Annotated in this window: 19 protein-coding genes and 2 pseudogenes; 10 read left to right on the top strand and 11 right to left on the bottom strand. The window is 40.4% G+C overall.

The features are described 5' to 3' along the window. Positions 1-99 precede the first annotated feature (99 nt). From I8752_RS09320 to I8752_RS09300, 5 genes are all read left to right on the top strand, one after another. Complete coding sequence (locus tag I8752_RS09320; RefSeq protein WP_214432030.1) at positions 100-363, top strand: sulfiredoxin; 264 nt, start codon at positions 100-102, stop codon at positions 361-363. A gap of 295 nt (positions 364-658) precedes the next feature. Further along, positions 659-1,150 carry a Dps family protein gene (locus I8752_RS09315; RefSeq protein ID WP_214432029.1) on the top strand — a complete coding sequence of 164 codons (492 nt, stop codon included), beginning with the start codon at positions 659-661 and terminating at the stop codon, positions 1,148-1,150. A gap of 80 nt (positions 1,151-1,230) precedes the next feature. Beyond that, positions 1,231-1,893, top strand: a complete 663-nt coding sequence (gene grpE, locus I8752_RS09310) for a nucleotide exchange factor GrpE (RefSeq protein WP_214432028.1) — start codon at positions 1,231-1,233, stop codon at positions 1,891-1,893. A gap of 273 nt (positions 1,894-2,166) precedes the next feature. Next, positions 2,167-5,676 carry a PAS domain-containing sensor histidine kinase gene (locus tag I8752_RS09305; RefSeq protein WP_214432027.1) on the top strand — a complete coding sequence of 1,170 codons (3,510 nt, stop codon included), beginning with the start codon at positions 2,167-2,169 and terminating at the stop codon, positions 5,674-5,676. Between the two features lie 749 nt (positions 5,677-6,425). Next, entirely contained in the window at positions 6,426-6,758 is a 333-nt protein-coding gene (locus I8752_RS09300) for an STAS domain-containing protein (protein WP_214432026.1), read from the top strand. Here I8752_RS09300 and I8752_RS09295 read toward each other — a convergent pair whose 3' ends face one another. The 5 genes from I8752_RS09295 to I8752_RS09275 form a co-directional block, all read right to left on the bottom strand. Beyond that, positions 6,759-7,895, bottom strand: a complete 1,137-nt coding sequence (locus I8752_RS09295) for a PP2C family protein-serine/threonine phosphatase (RefSeq protein WP_214432025.1) — start codon at positions 7,893-7,895, stop codon at positions 6,759-6,761. It abuts the gene before it with no gap. A gap of 257 nt (positions 7,896-8,152) precedes the next feature. Then, complete coding sequence (locus tag I8752_RS09290; RefSeq protein ID WP_214432024.1) at positions 8,153-8,920, bottom strand: DUF1350 family protein; 768 nt, start codon at positions 8,918-8,920, stop codon at positions 8,153-8,155. Between the two features lie 212 nt (positions 8,921-9,132). Then, the gene (locus tag I8752_RS09285) at positions 9,133-9,864 is read right to left on the bottom strand and encodes a hypothetical protein (RefSeq protein WP_214432023.1); all 732 of its coding nucleotides are present in this window, start codon (positions 9,862-9,864) and stop codon (positions 9,133-9,135) included. Between the two features lie 241 nt (positions 9,865-10,105). Beyond that, entirely contained in the window at positions 10,106-10,840 is a 735-nt protein-coding gene (locus tag I8752_RS09280) for a helix-hairpin-helix domain-containing protein (RefSeq protein ID WP_318780826.1), read from the bottom strand. A 94-nt stretch (positions 10,841-10,934) separates the two neighbouring features. Further along, on the bottom strand, positions 10,935-11,477 hold the full coding sequence (locus tag I8752_RS09275; protein ID WP_214432022.1) for a DUF416 family protein: 543 nt from the start codon (positions 11,475-11,477) through the stop codon (positions 10,935-10,937). On the opposite strand from I8752_RS09275, the pseudogene I8752_RS09270 reads away from it, so the two are divergent. Next, a pseudogene (locus I8752_RS09270) lies at positions 11,473-11,625 on the top strand (IS4 family transposase); the annotation flags it as partial. The gene I8752_RS09275 and the pseudogene I8752_RS09270 sit on opposite strands and share 5 nt — an antisense overlap. Before the next feature lie 58 nt (positions 11,626-11,683). On the opposite strand, the gene I8752_RS09265 reads toward I8752_RS09270, so the two are convergent. From I8752_RS09265 to I8752_RS37240, 3 genes and pseudogenes are all read right to left on the bottom strand, one after another. Then, on the bottom strand, positions 11,684-12,052 hold the full coding sequence (locus tag I8752_RS09265; protein WP_214432021.1) for a clan AA aspartic protease: 369 nt from the start codon (positions 12,050-12,052) through the stop codon (positions 11,684-11,686). Beyond that, a complete protein-coding gene (locus I8752_RS09260) occupies positions 12,049-12,321 on the bottom strand; it encodes a hypothetical protein (RefSeq protein WP_214432020.1) in 273 nt (90 codons plus the stop codon). Before I8752_RS09260 ends, I8752_RS09265 begins: the two co-directional genes overlap by 4 nt. 90 nt (positions 12,322-12,411) lie before the next feature. Then, positions 12,412-13,038: pseudogene (locus I8752_RS37240) on the bottom strand (DUF416 family protein). Positions 13,039-13,056: 18 nt separating this feature from the next. On the opposite strand from I8752_RS37240, the gene I8752_RS09245 reads away from it, so the two are divergent. Further along, positions 13,057-14,022 (top strand): acetamidase/formamidase family protein, encoded by a 966-nt coding sequence (locus I8752_RS09245; protein ID WP_214432018.1) that lies wholly within the window; start codon positions 13,057-13,059, stop codon positions 14,020-14,022. A 24-nt stretch (positions 14,023-14,046) separates the two neighbouring features. Further along, positions 14,047-14,418, top strand: a complete 372-nt coding sequence (locus tag I8752_RS09240; RefSeq protein WP_214432017.1) for a sulfite exporter TauE/SafE family protein — start codon at positions 14,047-14,049, stop codon at positions 14,416-14,418. 79 nt (positions 14,419-14,497) lie between these two features. Here I8752_RS09240 and I8752_RS09235 read toward each other — a convergent pair whose 3' ends face one another. Beyond that, entirely contained in the window at positions 14,498-15,742 is a 1,245-nt protein-coding gene (locus I8752_RS09235) for an HhoA/HhoB/HtrA family serine endopeptidase (RefSeq protein ID WP_214432016.1), read from the bottom strand. 476 nt (positions 15,743-16,218) lie between these two features. Between I8752_RS09235 and I8752_RS09230 the strand changes: the two genes are divergently transcribed. Continuing rightward, complete coding sequence (locus I8752_RS09230; RefSeq protein WP_214432015.1) at positions 16,219-16,599, top strand: VOC family protein; 381 nt, start codon at positions 16,219-16,221, stop codon at positions 16,597-16,599. Positions 16,600-16,946: 347 nt separating this feature from the next. Here I8752_RS09230 and I8752_RS09225 read toward each other — a convergent pair whose 3' ends face one another. Beyond that, positions 16,947-17,123: a hypothetical protein gene (locus I8752_RS09225; protein ID WP_214432014.1), complete on the bottom strand. Its 177-nt coding sequence runs from the start codon at positions 17,121-17,123 to the stop codon at positions 16,947-16,949. Between the two features lie 130 nt (positions 17,124-17,253). Here I8752_RS09225 and I8752_RS09220 point away from each other — a divergent pair, with 130 nt between their 5' ends. After that, positions 17,254-17,631 (top strand): hypothetical protein, encoded by a 378-nt coding sequence (locus I8752_RS09220; RefSeq protein ID WP_214432013.1) that lies wholly within the window; start codon positions 17,254-17,256, stop codon positions 17,629-17,631. A 224-nt stretch (positions 17,632-17,855) separates the two neighbouring features. Here I8752_RS09220 and I8752_RS09215 read toward each other — a convergent pair. Continuing rightward, the coding region (locus I8752_RS09215) for an HNH endonuclease signature motif containing protein (protein ID WP_214432012.1) at positions 17,856-18,038 on the bottom strand (183 nt) is incomplete at its 5' end.

Raw genomic sequence — 18,038 nt, 5'->3', positions numbered from 1 at the left:
CCATTACCAGTTTTGCTACCAAAATTAGTTGCAAAACGAAGTCATAATGACTATGATTTATATAAAGACACAAAACAGAACTAGTTGGGTCAACTCCTTATGGTGAGAATCCAAGAAATTCCATTAAATCAAATTCAGCGTCCGTTGCCCCGTGCCAACGATCCAAATAAGGTAGAAGCCTTAATGGAATCAATTGCAGCGATTGGGCAGCAAGAACCCATTGATGTCCTAGAAGTAGATGGACAGTATTTTGGCTTTTCTGGTTGCCATCGCTATGAAGCTTGCCAGCGTTTAGGCAAAGAAACGATTTTAGCCAGAGTTCGCAAAGCTCCTCGCAGCGTTCTGAAAATGCACTTGGCATAGACAATAGGGATAGGAGAGCAGGGGAGGCAGGTGACAAGAGAGATGGGGGAGATGGGGAAGATGAGGGAGACAAGAAATAATAATTACTCCTTTAGCAATGCCGCGAATTAAAGCACCAGCAGAAGGCGAAGATGAGGGAGACAAGAAATAATAATTACTCCTGCCTTCTGCCTTCTGCCTCCTGCCTCCTGCCTCTTGACAATTGACTCTTGTACAGACAAGGGTTAATCGCGTCTCTACGACAACTGACAACTGACCAACACCCAACTACATATAACCTAATTAGGAGAAAATTATGTCATCTAAAGCAACAGTTAAAAATGTAAATATTGGTATAGACGAAGTTAGTCGGGCAAAAATTGCCGAAGGGCTATCTCGTCTGTTGGCTGACACATATACACTGTATCTGAAAACTCATAATTTCCATTGGAATGTCACAGGGCCGATGTTCCAGACATTGCATTTGATGTTTGAAACTCAGTATACGGAGCTAGCCTTGGCAGTCGATTTAATAGCTGAAAGAATTAGAGCACTGGGCTATCCTGCACCGGGAACCTACAGCGAGTATGCCAAACTGAGTTCGATTCCAGAAACTCCTGGAGTTCCTAAAGCTACGGAAATGATTAGCTTACTAGTGGAAGGACAAGAAGCAGTAGTGCGAACCGCACGGTCTATTTTTCCTGTCGTGGAAGAGGTGAACGACGAACCCACTGCCGATTTATTGACTCAACGGATGCAAGTACACGAAAAAACAGCTTGGATGTTGAGAAGTTTGCTGGAAGAATAGGATTGGGGACTGGGGATTGGCGATTGGGGATTGGGAAAGAGATACATTTATAAATTATTTCAATCTCAATCCTTAATCTCATGCCTCAGACTGATTTCACTGAAAAGTTGCAAGATTTGATGCAACGGGTGGGTATTTCTAGTTTTAAAGCGCTGAGTCACGCTACAGGTGTCTCAGCGCATCAAATTTTACAGCTACGGCGGGGAAAGTTAGAGCAAATGCGGGTAGATGTGCTGCTCAAACTATCCTCAGTTTTGCAACTGTCCTTGAGTGAATTAGTGGCAACATTTTCACGAGTAGATGCGATCGAAGAGAAAGCAGCAACTACTCAAGAATTGTTACAAGAGATTGCAGATTTAAAAATAGAGTACCAGCGATCGCAACTGCAACAAGAACAGCAGCGAGAGCTATTGTTGCAAGAGTTCCAGCAGTCGAGTTTACAGATACTAGAATCTTTGTTACTGCAATGGCCGACAGCAGCCTACAAAGCACAAGAAAATCCCCAGCTAGCAGCAATCAAAATAGTACCCTTGGTGCAAAAACCCCTAGAAAGAATCTTACAAACATGGGGGGTAGAAGCAATCGCACCCGTAGGAGCTGAAGTACCCTACAATCCCCAACTGCACCAATTGTTGGAAGGAACTGCACAACCAGGTGAAATAGTCAAAGTCCGCTACACTGGCTACCTTCAAGGCGACAAACTACTTTATCGAGCTAAAGTCAGTCCTGTGAGAGAGTTTTAAGTGCTGAGTGCTGAGTGCTGAGTGCTGAGTCAGAAGGCAGAAGTTGCAAGTCGCAAGTTGCAAGTCGGAGGTTGGAAGTTATTATTCCTCATCTCCCTCATCTCCCTCTGCCCGTCTGCCCTGTTCTTTTCACAAATACTATTTGTTGAGAAATCACGGTCATTGGGAATACTAAAACAGCAGAGGTAATAGCCTTAGAGAATTTTTCTCAGAGTTGGTGCATCTGATTTCGGGCGATCGCAGGCTGAAACGCTTACAAACAGGAATTTGGGCATGGAAAAGGACAGCAAAACATCCGAGTCCCGCGACGAACTACGGGAACTCGCTAGCAATTGTCCGCGCAAAAATCAGCAAGAAAATTTCTCTGTAGCCTTTGTACTACAGATTATTAATGGTACGGATGACCCGATTTTTGTCAAAGACCGCCAACACCGCTGGGTACTGCTCAATGATGCCTTTTGCAAATTGTTGGGGCGTAGCCGAGAAGAATTGATTGGCAAGTCAGACTATGACTTGTTTCCCAAAGCAGAAGCTGATGTTTTTTGGGAAAAAGATGAACTTGTTTTTGTTACAGGTATGTGCAATGAAAATGAAGAAGTTTTGACTGACAATCGCGGATTAACGCGCTTTATTTCTACCAAAAAATGTTTGTTTGAGGATAGTGAGGGTAATAAGTTCGTAGTCGGTAGTATTCGAGATATCACACAATATAAGCGGGTGGAAACCGAACTACGGCAGTCAAAACAGCTACTGCAACTGGTGATGGACAACATACCTCAGTATATTTTTTGGAAAGACCTTAATTCAGTTTATTTAGGCTGTAATCAGAATTTTGCCCGTGACGCATGTGTGGATTCACCAGATGATATCGTCGGGTTGAATGACTGCGATTTGCCTTGGACAAAAGAAGAGTCTGAATGGTATCGAGAATGCGATCGCCGCATCATGGAATCGGGCAAACCAGAACTACACATTATTGAGACCCAACAAAAGGCCGATGGCAAGCAGCATTGGGTAGATACCAATAAAATTCCGTTGCGCGATGCTCAGGGCAATGTAGTAGGTATTCTTGGCACTTACGAAGATATCACAGAGCGCCAACGAACTGAAGAAGCCCTACGTCACAGTCAAGCAAAATTGCAAAAGCTATCGGCAAATGTGCCAGGAATGCTCTATCAATTTATGCTGCATTCCAATGGTTCAGTTTCTTGTCCTTATGTTAGTTCTGGTTGTTATGAAATTTATGGGTTAACGCCAGAAGAAATTCAAGCTGATGCCAGTTTGCTAATTTCACTTGTCCACCCAGATGAACGTGAGGCTGTTGAACAATCTATCGCTGTTTCTGCCCAAACCTTGCAACCCTGGTATTGGGAAGGGCGAATTGTTTTGCCTACCGAACAAGTCAAATGGCTACGGGCGGTATCTCGTCCAGAACTGCAAGCGGATGGGTCGATTCTTTGGGATGGTCTAATAATGGACATAACCCACAGTAAGCAGACAGAGTTAGCACTCCAGCAAGCTTATGCAGAAATGGAAAAACGGGTAGAAGAGCGAACTCAAGAACTGGCACACGCTAACCAAGCTTTACAGGCTGAGATTGCCAAACGACAACAAACAAAAGCAGAATTAACAACTTCGCAGCAAAGACTAGCACTTTTGATTCAACAAACACCAGTAGGTGTGATTGAATGGAATACTAAATTTGAGATTCAAGAATGGAATCCGGCAGCAGAAAGAATTTTTGGATATAGCAAAAGTGAAGTTTTAGGTAGTTATCTTGAGTTTTTAGTTCCTGAAGTTGCTAGAAAACATGTGAAGCAAGTAACGATTGCTCTTTTGCAGCAGCGAGGAGGAACTTTTAGTGTTAACGAGAACCTGACAAAAGATACTAGGATAATTTTCTGCGAATGGTATAACAGCCCTTTAGTGGCTGATAATGGCGAAGTTATTGCCATAGCATCAATGGTGCTAGATATCACAGAACGCAAGCAAGCTGAACAGAACTTGATGCTTTATAAGCAAGCTTTAGAAAGCTCAAGTGATGCCATTGGCATAGGCGATGCAAGGGGCAATCATATTTACCAGAATCCAGCGTTTTGCAAATTGTATGAATGCGAAACTGTGCAGGACTTCATTGAATTTGGTGGTGTATCTGCTACTTTCACGAACTCAGCAATTGCTCAAGAGGTTTGGCAGACTACTCTTTCAGGCCAATCCTGGATAGGTGAGGCTGAACAACGCTCTCGCAGTGGTCGGATTATGCAGACTTTCTTGAGATCGTATGCTATCAAAGATTCTACAGGTCAAAACATCGGTTTAGTTGGTGCAATTACTGACATCACAGAGCTGAAACGAGCAGCAGCTCAACTGTTAGAAAAAGAGCAGTTTTTACGTAGTGTTTATGATGGATCTGAACATGCCATATTTGTTGTGGATGTTCTAGAAAATGGTGATTTTTGCTTTACAGGTTGGAACCCTGCTACAGAACGTGCTACTGCTATAAGCAGCATAGAAGTGATTGGAAAAAAACCAGAGGATGTGCGTGGTGCAGTTGATGGTGCAGCAATACGACAAAGATATTTAAGATGCCTAGAAGCAAATACTCCTATTAGCTACGAAGAGTGTCTAACTTTCCACTGTCAAGAAAGTTGGTGGCTAACTACGATTAATCCACTCCAAGACAGTGAAGGTAAAATCTATCGATTGGTGGGAACAACATTTAATATTACTGAGCGCAAACAGGCAGAAACTCAGTTAAAGCAGCAAAAAGAAGACTTAGAAAAAGCCATTCAAGAACTCCAGCAGACTCAAATGCAACTCGTGCAAAGTGAGAAAATGTCCAGTCTGGGTCAATTAGTAGCAGGTATTGCCCATGAAATTAATAATCCTGTTAATTTTATCTATGGCAATCTCATCCATACTAACGACTATATTCAAGACCTACTGGAATTAGTGCGGTTCTACCAGCAACACTATCCCGATCCCATACTGCAAATTCAAGACTTTGCAACAGAGATAGACCTAGAATTTCTGATTGAGGACTTACCTCAACTCCTGAATTCGATGAAAGTTGGGGCAAAGCGCATTCAGGAGATTGTAATATCTCTACGCACTTTCTCGCGTCTGGATGAAGCTGAGATGAAAGAGATAGATATCCATGAGGGAATTGACAGCACTTTGATGATTTTGGAGCATCGCATTAGAGCTACACCTGAGCGTTGTGCCATTCAATTGGTCAAAGAATATAGCAACTTGCCTTTGGTGGAATGTTATGCTGGGCAGCTTAACCAAGTATTTATGAATATTTTGACAAATGCGATCGATGCTTTAGAAGAGTCATTAGTCAATGATGAGACAGCGCTGCGGGAGGGTTTCACGACCCAGGTGAGTCAGCGCGGTGAGTCCACTTGCCGTCTTGACGATTCCCGTCACGATGGCAAAGTAGCGAACCCGAAGGGTCAGCAATCAGTGGTTAGTGGAAAAACAACTGACAACGGACAACTGACTACTGACCATCCACAGATTCGCATTCGTACCCAACTACTAGAGCTAAACAAAGTAACAATTAGCATTACTGATAATGGCCCTGGAATTCCAGAGGCACTCAAAAATAGAGTATTTGAACCTTTCTTTACTACAAAACCAATTGGTAAAGGTACTGGTATGGGGTTATCTATTAGCTACCAGATTATTACTCAAAAACATGGTGGTTTTTTAGAATGTATTTCCCCACTAGGAGGTGGCACTGAGTTTGTAATTACTGTTCCCCTTCGTCAAGAATAAGTTAATTCTTTTTTCCTTGGACGTGTAAAATTCAAAACAAATGAAACAAACCTATCCTTATGAGCTTGTATTCCACAGCCCAAAAGTTCGAGCTTTCTTCTAGTCTTGTAGATTTTATCTGGCTGATATGCTTGATAACCTTATGTTAATTTCAAATGTGAAGTTGTATACTAAACTCTACTCTCTTGAAAAAGGATTAGCTACTTACTAAGTCTAAATTAGTTTGATTAAAAGTGTTTTGATGCAACGGATACAAAAAATATTTGCGGCTTTAGGTTATGTTTATCTATCTATCTTATTAACCTTTATCTGATTTTTTCATACATTTCGATTTCAATTATTGCTGAAGTCTCATATAAGATTTTGACTGGTAAATAATATGATTAGTTTTTCCAAACCATTAACTATGCTTAAGTCAACTAATAGGTTGTTCAATTATTTTTAAAATAATTGATATCAAAGTTATTATTTTTGAAGGATAAAAGCAAAATATAATATTTCTTTAAAAGATGATTATGAAATGTAAATAGTTGTATAAATCAGCTAAAGTTTTATTTAAAAAATAATAGTATAACTCTATTCAATAAAGTTATTAATATTTGATTATCTATTGATTAGAATTTATTATATTTTTATAGATTAAATAATTCATACCTTTGATAGTTTCAGTTTTTTCCAAAGTATGAGTATTAGTATATAATACTAGCAAAATCGGCACACCCTCTTGCAAAAAATCAGTTGGAAATATTATGAATCAGCAAGTGAAAGTTAAAGTTATTAAGCTCAGTGGAATTGTTAACACCACAAATTCACAGGAATTGCGACAAAATATAACCGATCTTTTAGAAAGCGGTGCAAAAACTGTGCTAGTTGATTGTCAAGATGTGACTTTTATGGATAGTTCTGCTCTGGGCGCTTTGGTATTAGCATTCAAAACATTACGGGCGGCGGATACAAAACTAGTTCTTTGCTCAATTAACGAACAAGTAAGAATATTATTTGAGCTGACAGGAATGGATAAAGTCTTTGAAATATTTCCTACTCAAGATGATTTTAATGAAGTTTTACTATCCAAAAATTAACTAATCAAATTTAAGTTGTAGGATTGATAAATCATCATCAAAAGCTTCTTTAGCATTCAGGGCAATGAGATAATTCAATATCCGATCGAGTTGATATCCAACGGTATGCTGTAAACTCGCAAGTATTTGAATGAAAGCGTCTAAACTCCAAAGCGTACCATCTGACTTAGTAATTTCGTAAGCACCATCACTAAAAATATAAAGGCTGCTAAATTTATCCACATTGCAACTAGCATCAACATATTTTGCCTCCGGAAACATGCCAACTGGCATACCGGGGGTTCTTAATAGTTGAACTTGAGTATTTTTATGAGATGTACCAGATACTAATACTGCTGGTGGATGACCTGCACTAGCATAAATTAACTGCCGTTTGGCTCGGTTATAAACTCCGTACCAGATAGTAAAGTATTTGTCGTTTTGATAATTCATTTGGAAGGTTTCATTTAGTCCTCTAAGTACGTCGCTAGGTTGATAGTAATTTAGATTTTTGAGAGCGCGAGAGCGTAGCAAATTCAGCACCGAAATAGAGGGAAGAGTAGCTTTGAGTCCATGTCCAGCAGTATCTAATAGATATACTGCTAGATAATCGGGATCTAACCAGTAGTAATCAAAACAATCGCCTCCGAGTTGCCGAGAAGGAATGAATTGGGAATTAATGGTGAAGGGTTCAGTCATAGGTAAAGGTAGCAGCGATCGCACATATTCTGCTGCTTGTGCTAGTTCTGTTTCTAAAAGTAGCTTTTGGTTCTGCAAATCCCGGCTCAACTGGTGTAGGCGCAATCCGGCTCTGACTCTTGCTTTGAGTTCATTTTGCTCGATTGGTTTAGTGATAAAATCATCAGCACCAGCATCTAGACCTCTAACGCGATCGGCAACCGAATCCAAAGATGTTAGTAAAATAAAGAAGGTTGTAGATAAATTTTCATCGGTTTTAATCCGATGACAGACTTCCAGACCGTTCAAACCAGGCATGATCCAATCGCAAATAATCAGTGCTGGACGGTAAGCAATAGCTTGTGTAATTCCTTCATCTCCATCGCTGGCAACAACTACCTGATAACCCTGCTTTTCCAAAAGTCTTTTCAGAAATATTTGTATTGAAATGTCGTCATCTATTACTAGTATTTGAAACATAAAATTTGATATTAAATTTTAATTAAAATTAGATAGAAAAATAAAAATATTTAAATAGCTAATGAGTTCGCGCTATGAGTGCAAACATAGTACTAACCTTAATTATCTAAAACAAGGCAGCATCAAATAAATAAACGCAAATTTAATCAGATTACGGATAAAAGACTTTGTGCCCTTGATTGCGAATTACAAGTTGCTATAACCCATTCTCAATTGTCTCTCGACTTTATAACCTTTTGCCAGTAATCAACAAAATATTATGGAGGTGAAAGAGGATTCAGCCATAAGAGAATGGCGCGTTTTAGTTGGTTGAGGTCGCGGTATACTTCTTGCTTGAACCATTGCCCTAGGGCATCAAAGGGAGTGAAAGACGTTCCTGTTTGCCATTTGATGTCTTGACCAAGGGGTGTGGTGTGAGTTCCTGGTAAAGTTTGTGCTGTCACCATATCAGAAAAGCGTTCTTGTAAGATTTTGGTTAAAGTTGCTGATTGATCGAGAGTATCGTTACTAAATTTAATTAATAAGTTGCGACGAATATTGTAGCGTTCTAGGACAAGCTGATTGGTTTCTAATGGGGAGGGGGTAAACTCAATTGCAAAAGTAGAATTAAACTGCTCCACTAAAGGAATAGCATCCTTGGCAGCATAGTTATTGAAGGATATTAAAATATTGCCTGCTCGTTCTACAGGCAAAAGGCTGCCTATGAGCAAGTGGAGTTTACAACCCATACTGTGGCCGATACCGTATGTAGGCAGATAAAGCTTGCGTAGAGCCATAGAGTCATGTAATCTTTCTAGGGTGCGATCGAAGTTCAGCAGTACGGATTTTGCGATCGCAATATGATCCAAAGTATTGACAAACGGCGTGGCAATTACAACATAACCTTTAGCTGCCAACTGTTCTAAGAACCAGCGGTAAGTTAAGTGGGGTGCAGTGGCGACAAATGCACCTCCCAAAAAATGGATAATACCGATGGGATTTGGGGGAATGATGACCCAATTACCTCTAATTTCTTTCCAGTCCATGCCTACAGGCGATCGCTTAATTTACATTACTTTATGTTAGACCGTAGATTGCAGAGTTGGGTTAGTTTGCCACAAAAGCTATCAGTTGGGAGTCAGCTGTCAGTGGTCAGTAGTAAAGAGTGCTGAGTTAAGAGTACAGACGCTCAAGACTAATTTCTATATTATCTTTTCTCCTCTGCCCCTCTGCCCCTCTGCCCCACATCCCTTTCTAACTATTCTTGACTCTGCAATTTTTTCATTTCATATTGCACATCTAGTGCAATCTGCAATGCTTCATTGAGTAACCGTCCATGTTCGGTAGCTTGTTCGGTAACTTGCATTGCTGTTAAAGTTGCTAAATTATTGACAAATAACTCTGTATTTCTGAGAATAAAATTTTTATTCTCTCTTAAAATTCTTTCCGTTTTCAAAGCACGTACTAAATCGTTTCTTGTCAGTTTGAGTGCTTCAATTACTCTTTCTCTTTCTTTGATAATAACTGTTGGATTTCCTGCTTCTTCTATTTGATCGTTGATATCTATTGCTTTAATAATTGAATTGTATCTATCAACATCATGCAAAAGAATTTGCAGAGAGCTTGTGAGATTATTTTTTAGGATTTTTAGCCTTTTTTTCCACCAAAAATATAAAAATATTTGTGTGAATCCTCCCCCCCATAAACATAATACAATTAATAATACCCAGGATGGAATTGTAATCCAATTAGCAAATAGCTTAATAATAATATCAAAAACAAGATATCCAAATACGAATGCAGAAAAAACCAAAAAAACTACAGTAGCGCCCTCAGAGCCTTTAATTTTTTTGATAATTTGTTTTCCTAATTGATTGATAGGATTACTAATAATTATGAGTTCATCTTTAACAGGCAAATTAGTCAAATTTTGTAGTTCTCTTTGACTAATCTCCAAGCCATGTAAATCATTACGCACAGACCTACCCATCTTTGCCAGAATAATTAGTTTAATACAATATAGCAATCAAACTTATAGATGGCTCATTAAATAAACATTTTGTACAAAACTTTTTAATTTAGTTAATGGGGTAAAACAAAAATTTAATTCTGTGTAGAATATGATACTTTCACAAAAGACTAGTTATAGTCTAGAACTAAAGTAAAATCAGGTATATTAAACAGACTGCTATTGTAAAGGATATGCAAAAGGTAATTATCCGAACAAAGTGCTATTTTAAACCACCAGATAGAAGTATTTTTTTACTGTCGTTTGGTTGTGTCTGCATATAATCGCACTTTGCCGAAAGCGGACAATCATTACAAAGAGGATTTTTTGCCCTGCAAACCATAGCTCCAAAGTCTAGCAAGGTGAGATTCCACTTGCCAACTTCCTTCTCGGGAGCAATTATTTCTGCTGCACTCCAAAGAATCTTACAGCGCGATTTAACTCTTTCCCCTTGCAAGCCAAAGAAGCGTTCGAGGATACGGGCTACGTTAGTATCGAGTACGGCTAACGGTTGATTGAAGGCTTGAGAACAGATAGCACGAGCCGTATACTTACCAATTCCAGGTAATTCAAGTAACTGCTGTTCTGAATCGGGGATTTTTCCTCCATACTGCTCTAAGATGATGCGAGCGCACTTTTGTAATCTTTCAGCGCGGAAGTAAAGACCTAAAGGCACGAGCAGTTCGCTCAATTCATTAATGTTTGCCTTGGCTAAGTTTTCGAGGGTAGAATACCTCAAGAGAAATGCTTTGTAAATAGGAACAACCGTAGCTGCGTCTGTTTTTTGTAGCAGATATTCTGCAACAATAATTGCGTAAGAATCGCAAGTCTGCCGCCAAGGAAAATCGCGTAAATTTTGCGTTCCCCATGTAGAGAGTTGGTGGCGAAACCATTTAATTTTTGCGGCATCCAAATTTGACGCTGCGTTTTCTTGAGGTTCTTTAGTCGCACCCTTCACGATTGTTTTCTCAACTTAAATCTAGTAGACTTTTACCATCATTTTTAGAAGAAGTACGCAACCATTGTAAAAACTCAGGGGTTAACGTGGGAGTTTATCGCAAGCGCTGCAAGTCTTCGCTTTGTTTTGCCATTTCTCGTACTGTAAACGGATGGTTGGAAACTATTTCTACTAGTTCTTCGTGGGACATATCTTCTGAGTATTCGTCTTCACACTGGCATAAATAATCTATATACTCAAAAAGAGTTTCATGTATTTGTTTTACTACTGAAATAGTCTGTCGTACACTTGGATCTAAACAAAGTTCTATAGTCTCACAGACAATCCACGCGCCTCTCTGTCCTTCCGGAGTTTCTTCGTTCTCATACTCGTAGGGATATTCTTCACAATTAGACAATAACTCACGAAATCTAGCCGCATCGATTTTTTTACCTGCCAAAAATTCACAGATTTCGTCAAGTGCTTCTCTTATAGGATCTTTTTCATTCCAGCCTTGTTCTTTTATTTCTCGCAAGAAAATACCATAGTTCGGATACAATCTCTCGCAACAAGCTGCCGCAAACGCCACTCGATGCATAGGCGCAAGAGCTTCTATTTCTCGTTCCAATATATGGAATTGACGGTACTTGAGCAGCATTTCTTTAGAGATGATTTATCGAGGTCATTATTATTTTAGTGTTGCCTTTGTCATAGGCAACACTTATCGCCCAATTAAATACTTTGCTGCCAAAGAGAATCAAGATTTAGGAGTAGTCAAAGCTCTACGAAAACCAGTCCTCAAGCTGACAGGACAAGATTACGTAGAGAATTAAACAAGCCTGTGAGAATTTAACGTTAGTGGACTTACAAAATCTCATCAATCACAACTGAACCACCTTCATAGAAATCTACACTGAGGTGATAATCTTCGATTAGTGCAGTTCCTAGTAGTGGACGACGACCCATCGCTAGCACCACAACCTCACGCTCTATTCCATGCCAAACTATTGTCGCAAGATGAATTCGCGTCATTACATTGGAGTCATCAGCGAGATTAGCTCTGATGCGAGTGATATACGGTAAATCGAGAGCATCAACAATATCAAGGGGCAAGGTTAAAGTCCCTTCAAACCCTGTATCGACGACACACTCTATTTCTACATCGGGTCGCCCCGCAAGGCAAAGAACAATATTAACTCTAGCTTGAAGCCCAACGACAAACCCATTTATCACAATGCAGTCCTTGTCAACGTTCCTCCGACTGCATAAACCGCGTTAAATCCAATCCTTTCTGTCCAGAGAATTGGATTATTGTGCCGCATCTGCAAACGACGACAGGTTGTAAGCAGATCGTCATTAATCTCGTAATCACCTGATTCAATATCAATTGAAATGATTTTTCCAATGTTTTCTGCTATTTCCACTTGGGCGCGGATTTGAGTCTCGTAAACCTCTTTGCCACGTCGAGCAATTTCTTCGTCGTCGAGAGTGGGATAGGACATGGGCGCGCTCTCTCTCTTCAAGCTATTAAAATCTCACACTTCCATCCTACAGCAGAAGTCAAAGGTCAATAGTCGTTGGAACGAGTTTTTTCAGCTTAAATCTAGCAGACTTTTACCACCATTTTCAGAAGAAGTGCGCAGCCACTGTAAAAACTCAGCAGTTAACGTAGGAGTTTCTCGCAAGCGCTGCAAGTCTTCGCTTTGTTTTGCCATTTCTCGTACTGTAAACGGATGGTTGGAAACTATTTCTACTAGTTCTTCGTGGGACATATCTTCTGAGTATTCGTCTTCACACTGGCATAAATAATCTATATACTCAAAAAGAGTTTCGTGTATTTCTTCTGCTACTGAAATAGTCTATTGTACGCTTGGATCTAAACAAAGTTCTAAAGTATTGAGAATTGCATCTGCGGCTCTCTGTGCTTGTGGAGTTTCTACGTTTTCATGGTCGGGGTAGCTTTGGTCGCAATCAGAATACAGTTGACGAAATCTTGCCACATCAATCTTTTTTCCTGCCAAAAAGTGCCAGATTTCATCGAGTGCTACTCTAAATAAATCTTCTCCATCCCAGCCTTCTTCTCTAGCTGCTCGCAAGTAAATATCATAGTGTGGATACAATCTCTCGCAACAAGCTGCCGCAAACGCCACTCGATGCATAGGCGCAAGAGCTTCTAGTTCTAGCTCCAATATATCGAATTCACCGTACTTTAAATTCATTTTAAATTTTACTGCATAATGACTCATCACATATTAAAAGCTACTTCAAAAACCGTGCATCTAGGTGGTTTCTCGCACCTCCTAGAACCAGCTCTCACTATTGATTCGGGGGACACAATTGATGTAGAAACTTACAGTGGTTATTACGTTTACGACAAAGCACCGCCAGAGTTTCTGACACCAGAATTTCTCGATATCTGCCAAAATCTTGCAGCAGAACGCCAAATTGCAGCGGGGCCGCATTTACTGACAGGGCCAATTTATGTGCGGGATGCGGAACCTGGGGATGTTTTGGAAGTAAGATTAGAAGCGATCGCACCTAGTTTACCCGTCGGCTTCAATGCCATTCGGACAGGTTGGGGTGCTTTACCACACTTATTTGTGCAACCTGCGCTAAAATTCATTCCTTTGGATTTAGCCAACAATATCGCCGAATTTCCCCAAAATAGTGGCATTAAAATTCCCCTCAAACCTTTTTTTGGGATTCTTGGTGTCGCTACGCCAGAAAATGACCGAATTTCTATTCCGCCCGGCTCTTATGGTGGTAACATCGATAACCGCGAACTCCAAACAGGTTCTCGCATCTTTTTGCCAATTTTCGTTCCAGGTGCGTTGTTTTCTATCGGCGATGGGCATTCAGCCCAAGGAGATGGCGAAGTTAATGTCACCGCCATTGAAACTTCGATGAACGGTAGAATTATGCTCAAACTTCGCAAGGATTTACAACTAACAACACCCATTGCCGAAACATCTACTGATATTATCACAATGGGCTTTGCTCAAACTTTAGATGAAGCCTTAGAAATAGCTGTCAAAAACACAATCGACTTTCTGAAACAGTTCACAAATTTATCTGCGGAAGAGGCTTATGTTTTGTGTAGTTTAGCTGTGAACTTTCGCATCACCCAAGTTGTTAATAGTCCCCAAAAAGGGGTTCATGGTATGCTACCAAAGGCAATATTGCCAAATCAAATTAGTCTATAGTTAGCAGGAAAATAACAGTTTTTTATGTCTAATATACTTATTCAAATGTTGCTCATCGGTCTTGTTGCTGGCGTTGCCGGTGGGATGTTCGGGATTGGTGGCGGTGCAATTATGGTTCCAGCAATGGTGCTGCTAGTTGGTTTGGATCAGAAGTTTGCTACTGGCACTTCTCTTGCGGCACAAGTTTTACCAATTGGGATTTTAGGAGCGGCTGTTTACTATCGTAATGGCAATATTAATATTAAATATGCTGTACTAATTGCTGTTGGTCTGGTGATTGGTAATTTATTTGGAGCGCTGTTTGCTAATCAGCCATTTATTAGCAGTGAAACAATGAAGAAATTATACGGAATCTTTTTATTATTAATCGGTCTACGGTATTTAGTAGGACGTTAAAAAATGCAGAAGGACTGAGGAGCTATACAAGAAGAAATTCTTCTTAATCCTCAGTCCTCAGTTTCTTGTTCAAGAAAGTCTATTGCACTTGTTGAGTGGGAAAAGCACCAGGTTTTACAGGTAAGTTGAGATTTTGCCCATTGCGACGCAATTCTATGCGTAACTCCGAGCCAACTTGGCTATTTTCTACCGCTCTTTGGACACCACTAGCATCTGTAACTACTTCGCCATTTAGCTTGGCAATCACATCACCAGCACGCACTCCTGCTTTGGCGGCTGGTGAATTAGGCATAACTTTCACTACTAAAACGCCTTTATCTTCACTCACACTCAAACCACTGTTGGGGTCAGAGTTAAGACTTTGTTTTAACTGAGGCGTTAACCCAACCATTTGAATTCCCAGATAAGGATGCTGCACTTTCCCTGTGGCTATCAATTGACTGGAAATGCGTTGTGCTGTGTTAATGGGAATAGCAAAGCCTAATCCTTGTGCGCCTTGAATAATAGCTGTATTCATACCAATTACTTGTCCACGGGAATTTAGCAAAGGCCCGCCGGAGTTACCAGGATTAATAGCTGCATCAGTTTGAAGATATTCTACTCGTTTATCAGGAGCACCGATTTGATTGCTAGTGCGTCCGGTAGCACTGATGATGCCTGTTGTAACAGTATTATCTAAACCGAGGGGATTACCGATCGCGATCGCCCATTCTCCCGGTTGCAGTTGGTCTGAGTTACCCAAAGCCACCGTAGGTAAGTTGTCTGCCTGAATTTTAACAACGGCGACATCTGTTAACTCGTCTTTCCCCAATACCTTACCTTGCATGGTACGCCCATCTTTCAAGGTAACTGTTACTGTATCAGCACCATCAACAACGTGGGCGTTGGTAAGAATACGTCCATCACCACTGATAATAAAACCCGAACCAGTACCCCGCTCTATTCGATCCTGTTGTTCTGGTATTTGAGAACCAAAGAACTGACGGAAAAACGGATCGCTAAATTCCTCTGGTAGCTTGCTTTTGACTGTTCGAGAAGAGTCAATTCTGACTACAGCCGGGCCGACCCTTTGCACCACTTGGATCACAAAGTTAGGATCTGTGGCGGCTGGTATTGGGGGAGCGGCACTGACTCGACTTACTGCTAAATTAGAAGCATTCTCAGATAATTGCTGCTGATGTCCGGCTAAATAACCACCAGCCAATGTCATACCCGATCCCAACAGCACCAAAGATAGAGAAGCCGCTGCTTTTTTCAAAGGTGCATTTTTATGATGTTTGGCATTAATTAAAGGTTGATTTTCGTCGCGTATTTGGTTTTTCATCGCCGTCTGGAAAGATATTTAAATGTATTACTAATGTAGACAGCGTTTATGGCAGTTTTGTTACGAAGGTGTAGCGTTATTGTGAAAAATTTGGTATTTTACTTAAGTTTTTCTGTATATAAATATGCTTTTAGTGGCGATTTGGATAAAAATCAGGTAATATAGCGGTTCTTGTTTGGATGAAGTACGGTTTAACTCTACCCCAACCACGATCGCACACAAAGAAGCGTTTGCGCTATAATTATTTTTCTAATACAGTTACCCTATTTCTACAATAAGTATAAGATATAGCCGTCAAAATGGAACTATCGCTAGAAGCAGCTGGCTAGATAGTTATCCTAATTGACTTGCCGACTGAGCGATCGCGCTTACTAATGCAGACATACAAAAGAGCCGAATTTATTGAAACATCTTATACAGATTTCGCATTATCAGCAAATGACCGAACATCTTATCAAAGTTAATATCTGGTAAACATGGTTTTCCAATATACGGATGCTATTGTTACTTTAGCAACTATCAATCTCGACGATTTAGTGAATTTCTATACCAAGTTATTCGGACAAAAACCAGCTAGCTTTATCCCGAATGTGTATGCGGAATTTCAACTTACTGGTCTGAAGTTGGGGATTTTTCAACCTCAAAAAAGCCACGAGTCTGAATTTGAAAACTCAGCTAAAAGTCAGCTAAGTTTGTGTTTAGAGGTAAGTAATTTATCAGATGCGATCGCCCACCTCACTAATCTAGGCTATCCCCCACCTGGAGAAATCTCAATTGCTTCCCACGGTAAAGAAATTTACGCCTACGATCCCGATGGCAATCGTCTGATTTTGCATCAAGCCAAAGACGAATGCTGAATCGAGAAGCAATATCGCTGTTAAGCTGTCGCGCATTTAATTTGCACATCTTTTCGTGTTGACTGTTGACTGTCAGCGGTCAATGAACCTCCTAAGAAATAAGGCAGGAGGCAGGAGGTAGAAGGACGACACTTTGCTCAAGTCGAGCCAGCCGCTTGCGGGGGTTCCCCCCGTTGTGCGGACTTGCGTGGGAAACCCGCCCACGCAAGTGTCTCCAGAAGGAAAGAGGATTTGACTTGTTTGTTTCACCCTTCCTGTAGGTGCACCTTCGTTGGAGGCTGATGAACAATCGTGCAATTTCAAAGCGTAATAGCTTATTGGCGGTAATTTACTGAGAAAACTTTTAACTACGTCTTTTGTCTATCCAACTTCTCTTGGATAGCTTGACGACAGAATTCCGGAGGATCGTCTTGTGCTTTCACTGCCTCTTTCATCTCTTCAGTACATCTAAAACTGATGGTAGTTGTTAATTCCTTGCTCGGTTGATTGTCAAAATTCTGAGGATTACCCTTAGGGTTAGGCATTGTTGAGAACTATGAATATAACTTTATTTCGGTGTACACAGCGAAATAGAGTTTTAAATCAGTGGTGACTCCAGTCTCGGAAACGGTTCACCACTGATACCACTTTTTTAAAAATGGGTAACTCTATTTTATGTTTACAAGGTCAGAACTGGAAATCAAAACCATTCAGGAACTCAGCCAATTGTGTCAGAGGTATGGTGTAAAACCGACCGGAAATCGTGGTTACAAAACAAGCTATATCACCACTTTAATGGCATTCCCGATATTAGCCTTGCAGCAGTTTCATGAAGGTAGAGGATTAAGGCAACTATCATTTCAAAGTTTCCAGAATATCAATAAAGCAATTGATGAGATGGAGACTCCTACTGATGAACAGATAGCGCTGATTAGAATCTCACTGGAAGGTAAGAGGATGGCGATCCCCGATAGATATGAACAAGAGAAATTTCTCAACCTTTATGGAGCGGAAGTAGCGCTGGAGAAAGTGATAGGTTTACTGAACGGATAATTTATCTTCATCACATCCCATCACATCCCCTCTAGCAGGGGATTTTTTATGTAAGTTTTCATCCCCGTGAGGGGAAGTGAATTGAAAACCACTTTGCCGCTTGATTCTCGAAAATCGTATGTAATCACTGTTTACTGGGTAGGGCAGGGATATTGCTATCCCTTTCCCCCCGACAAACCGGACAAGCAAGTTCACCCTGCATCCGGCTTTAGCAAATCCTAGAGCTACCAAGGACTCAATTCATTCTCAATTTCAGAAAGGTGATTCTGTGCATGAGAATGTATTTGTTGATGACAGTAATAATGCACTAGTTCTAAATTAGCGTAACTTTCGTTACCCCCATCACAAAAAGGTATTTTATGGTGTTTTTGTATGGGTTCATCATTGAATAATGATTCTCCACATAC

It is taken from the genome of Dendronalium phyllosphericum CENA369 (assembly GCF_016056275.1).
In the GTDB taxonomy this organism is placed as follows: Bacteria; Cyanobacteriota; Cyanobacteriia; order Cyanobacteriales; family Nostocaceae; genus Dendronalium; species Dendronalium phyllosphericum.
The sequence above is the reverse complement of the archived record's forward strand: the minus strand, read 5'-3'. Positions and strand labels throughout refer to the sequence as shown.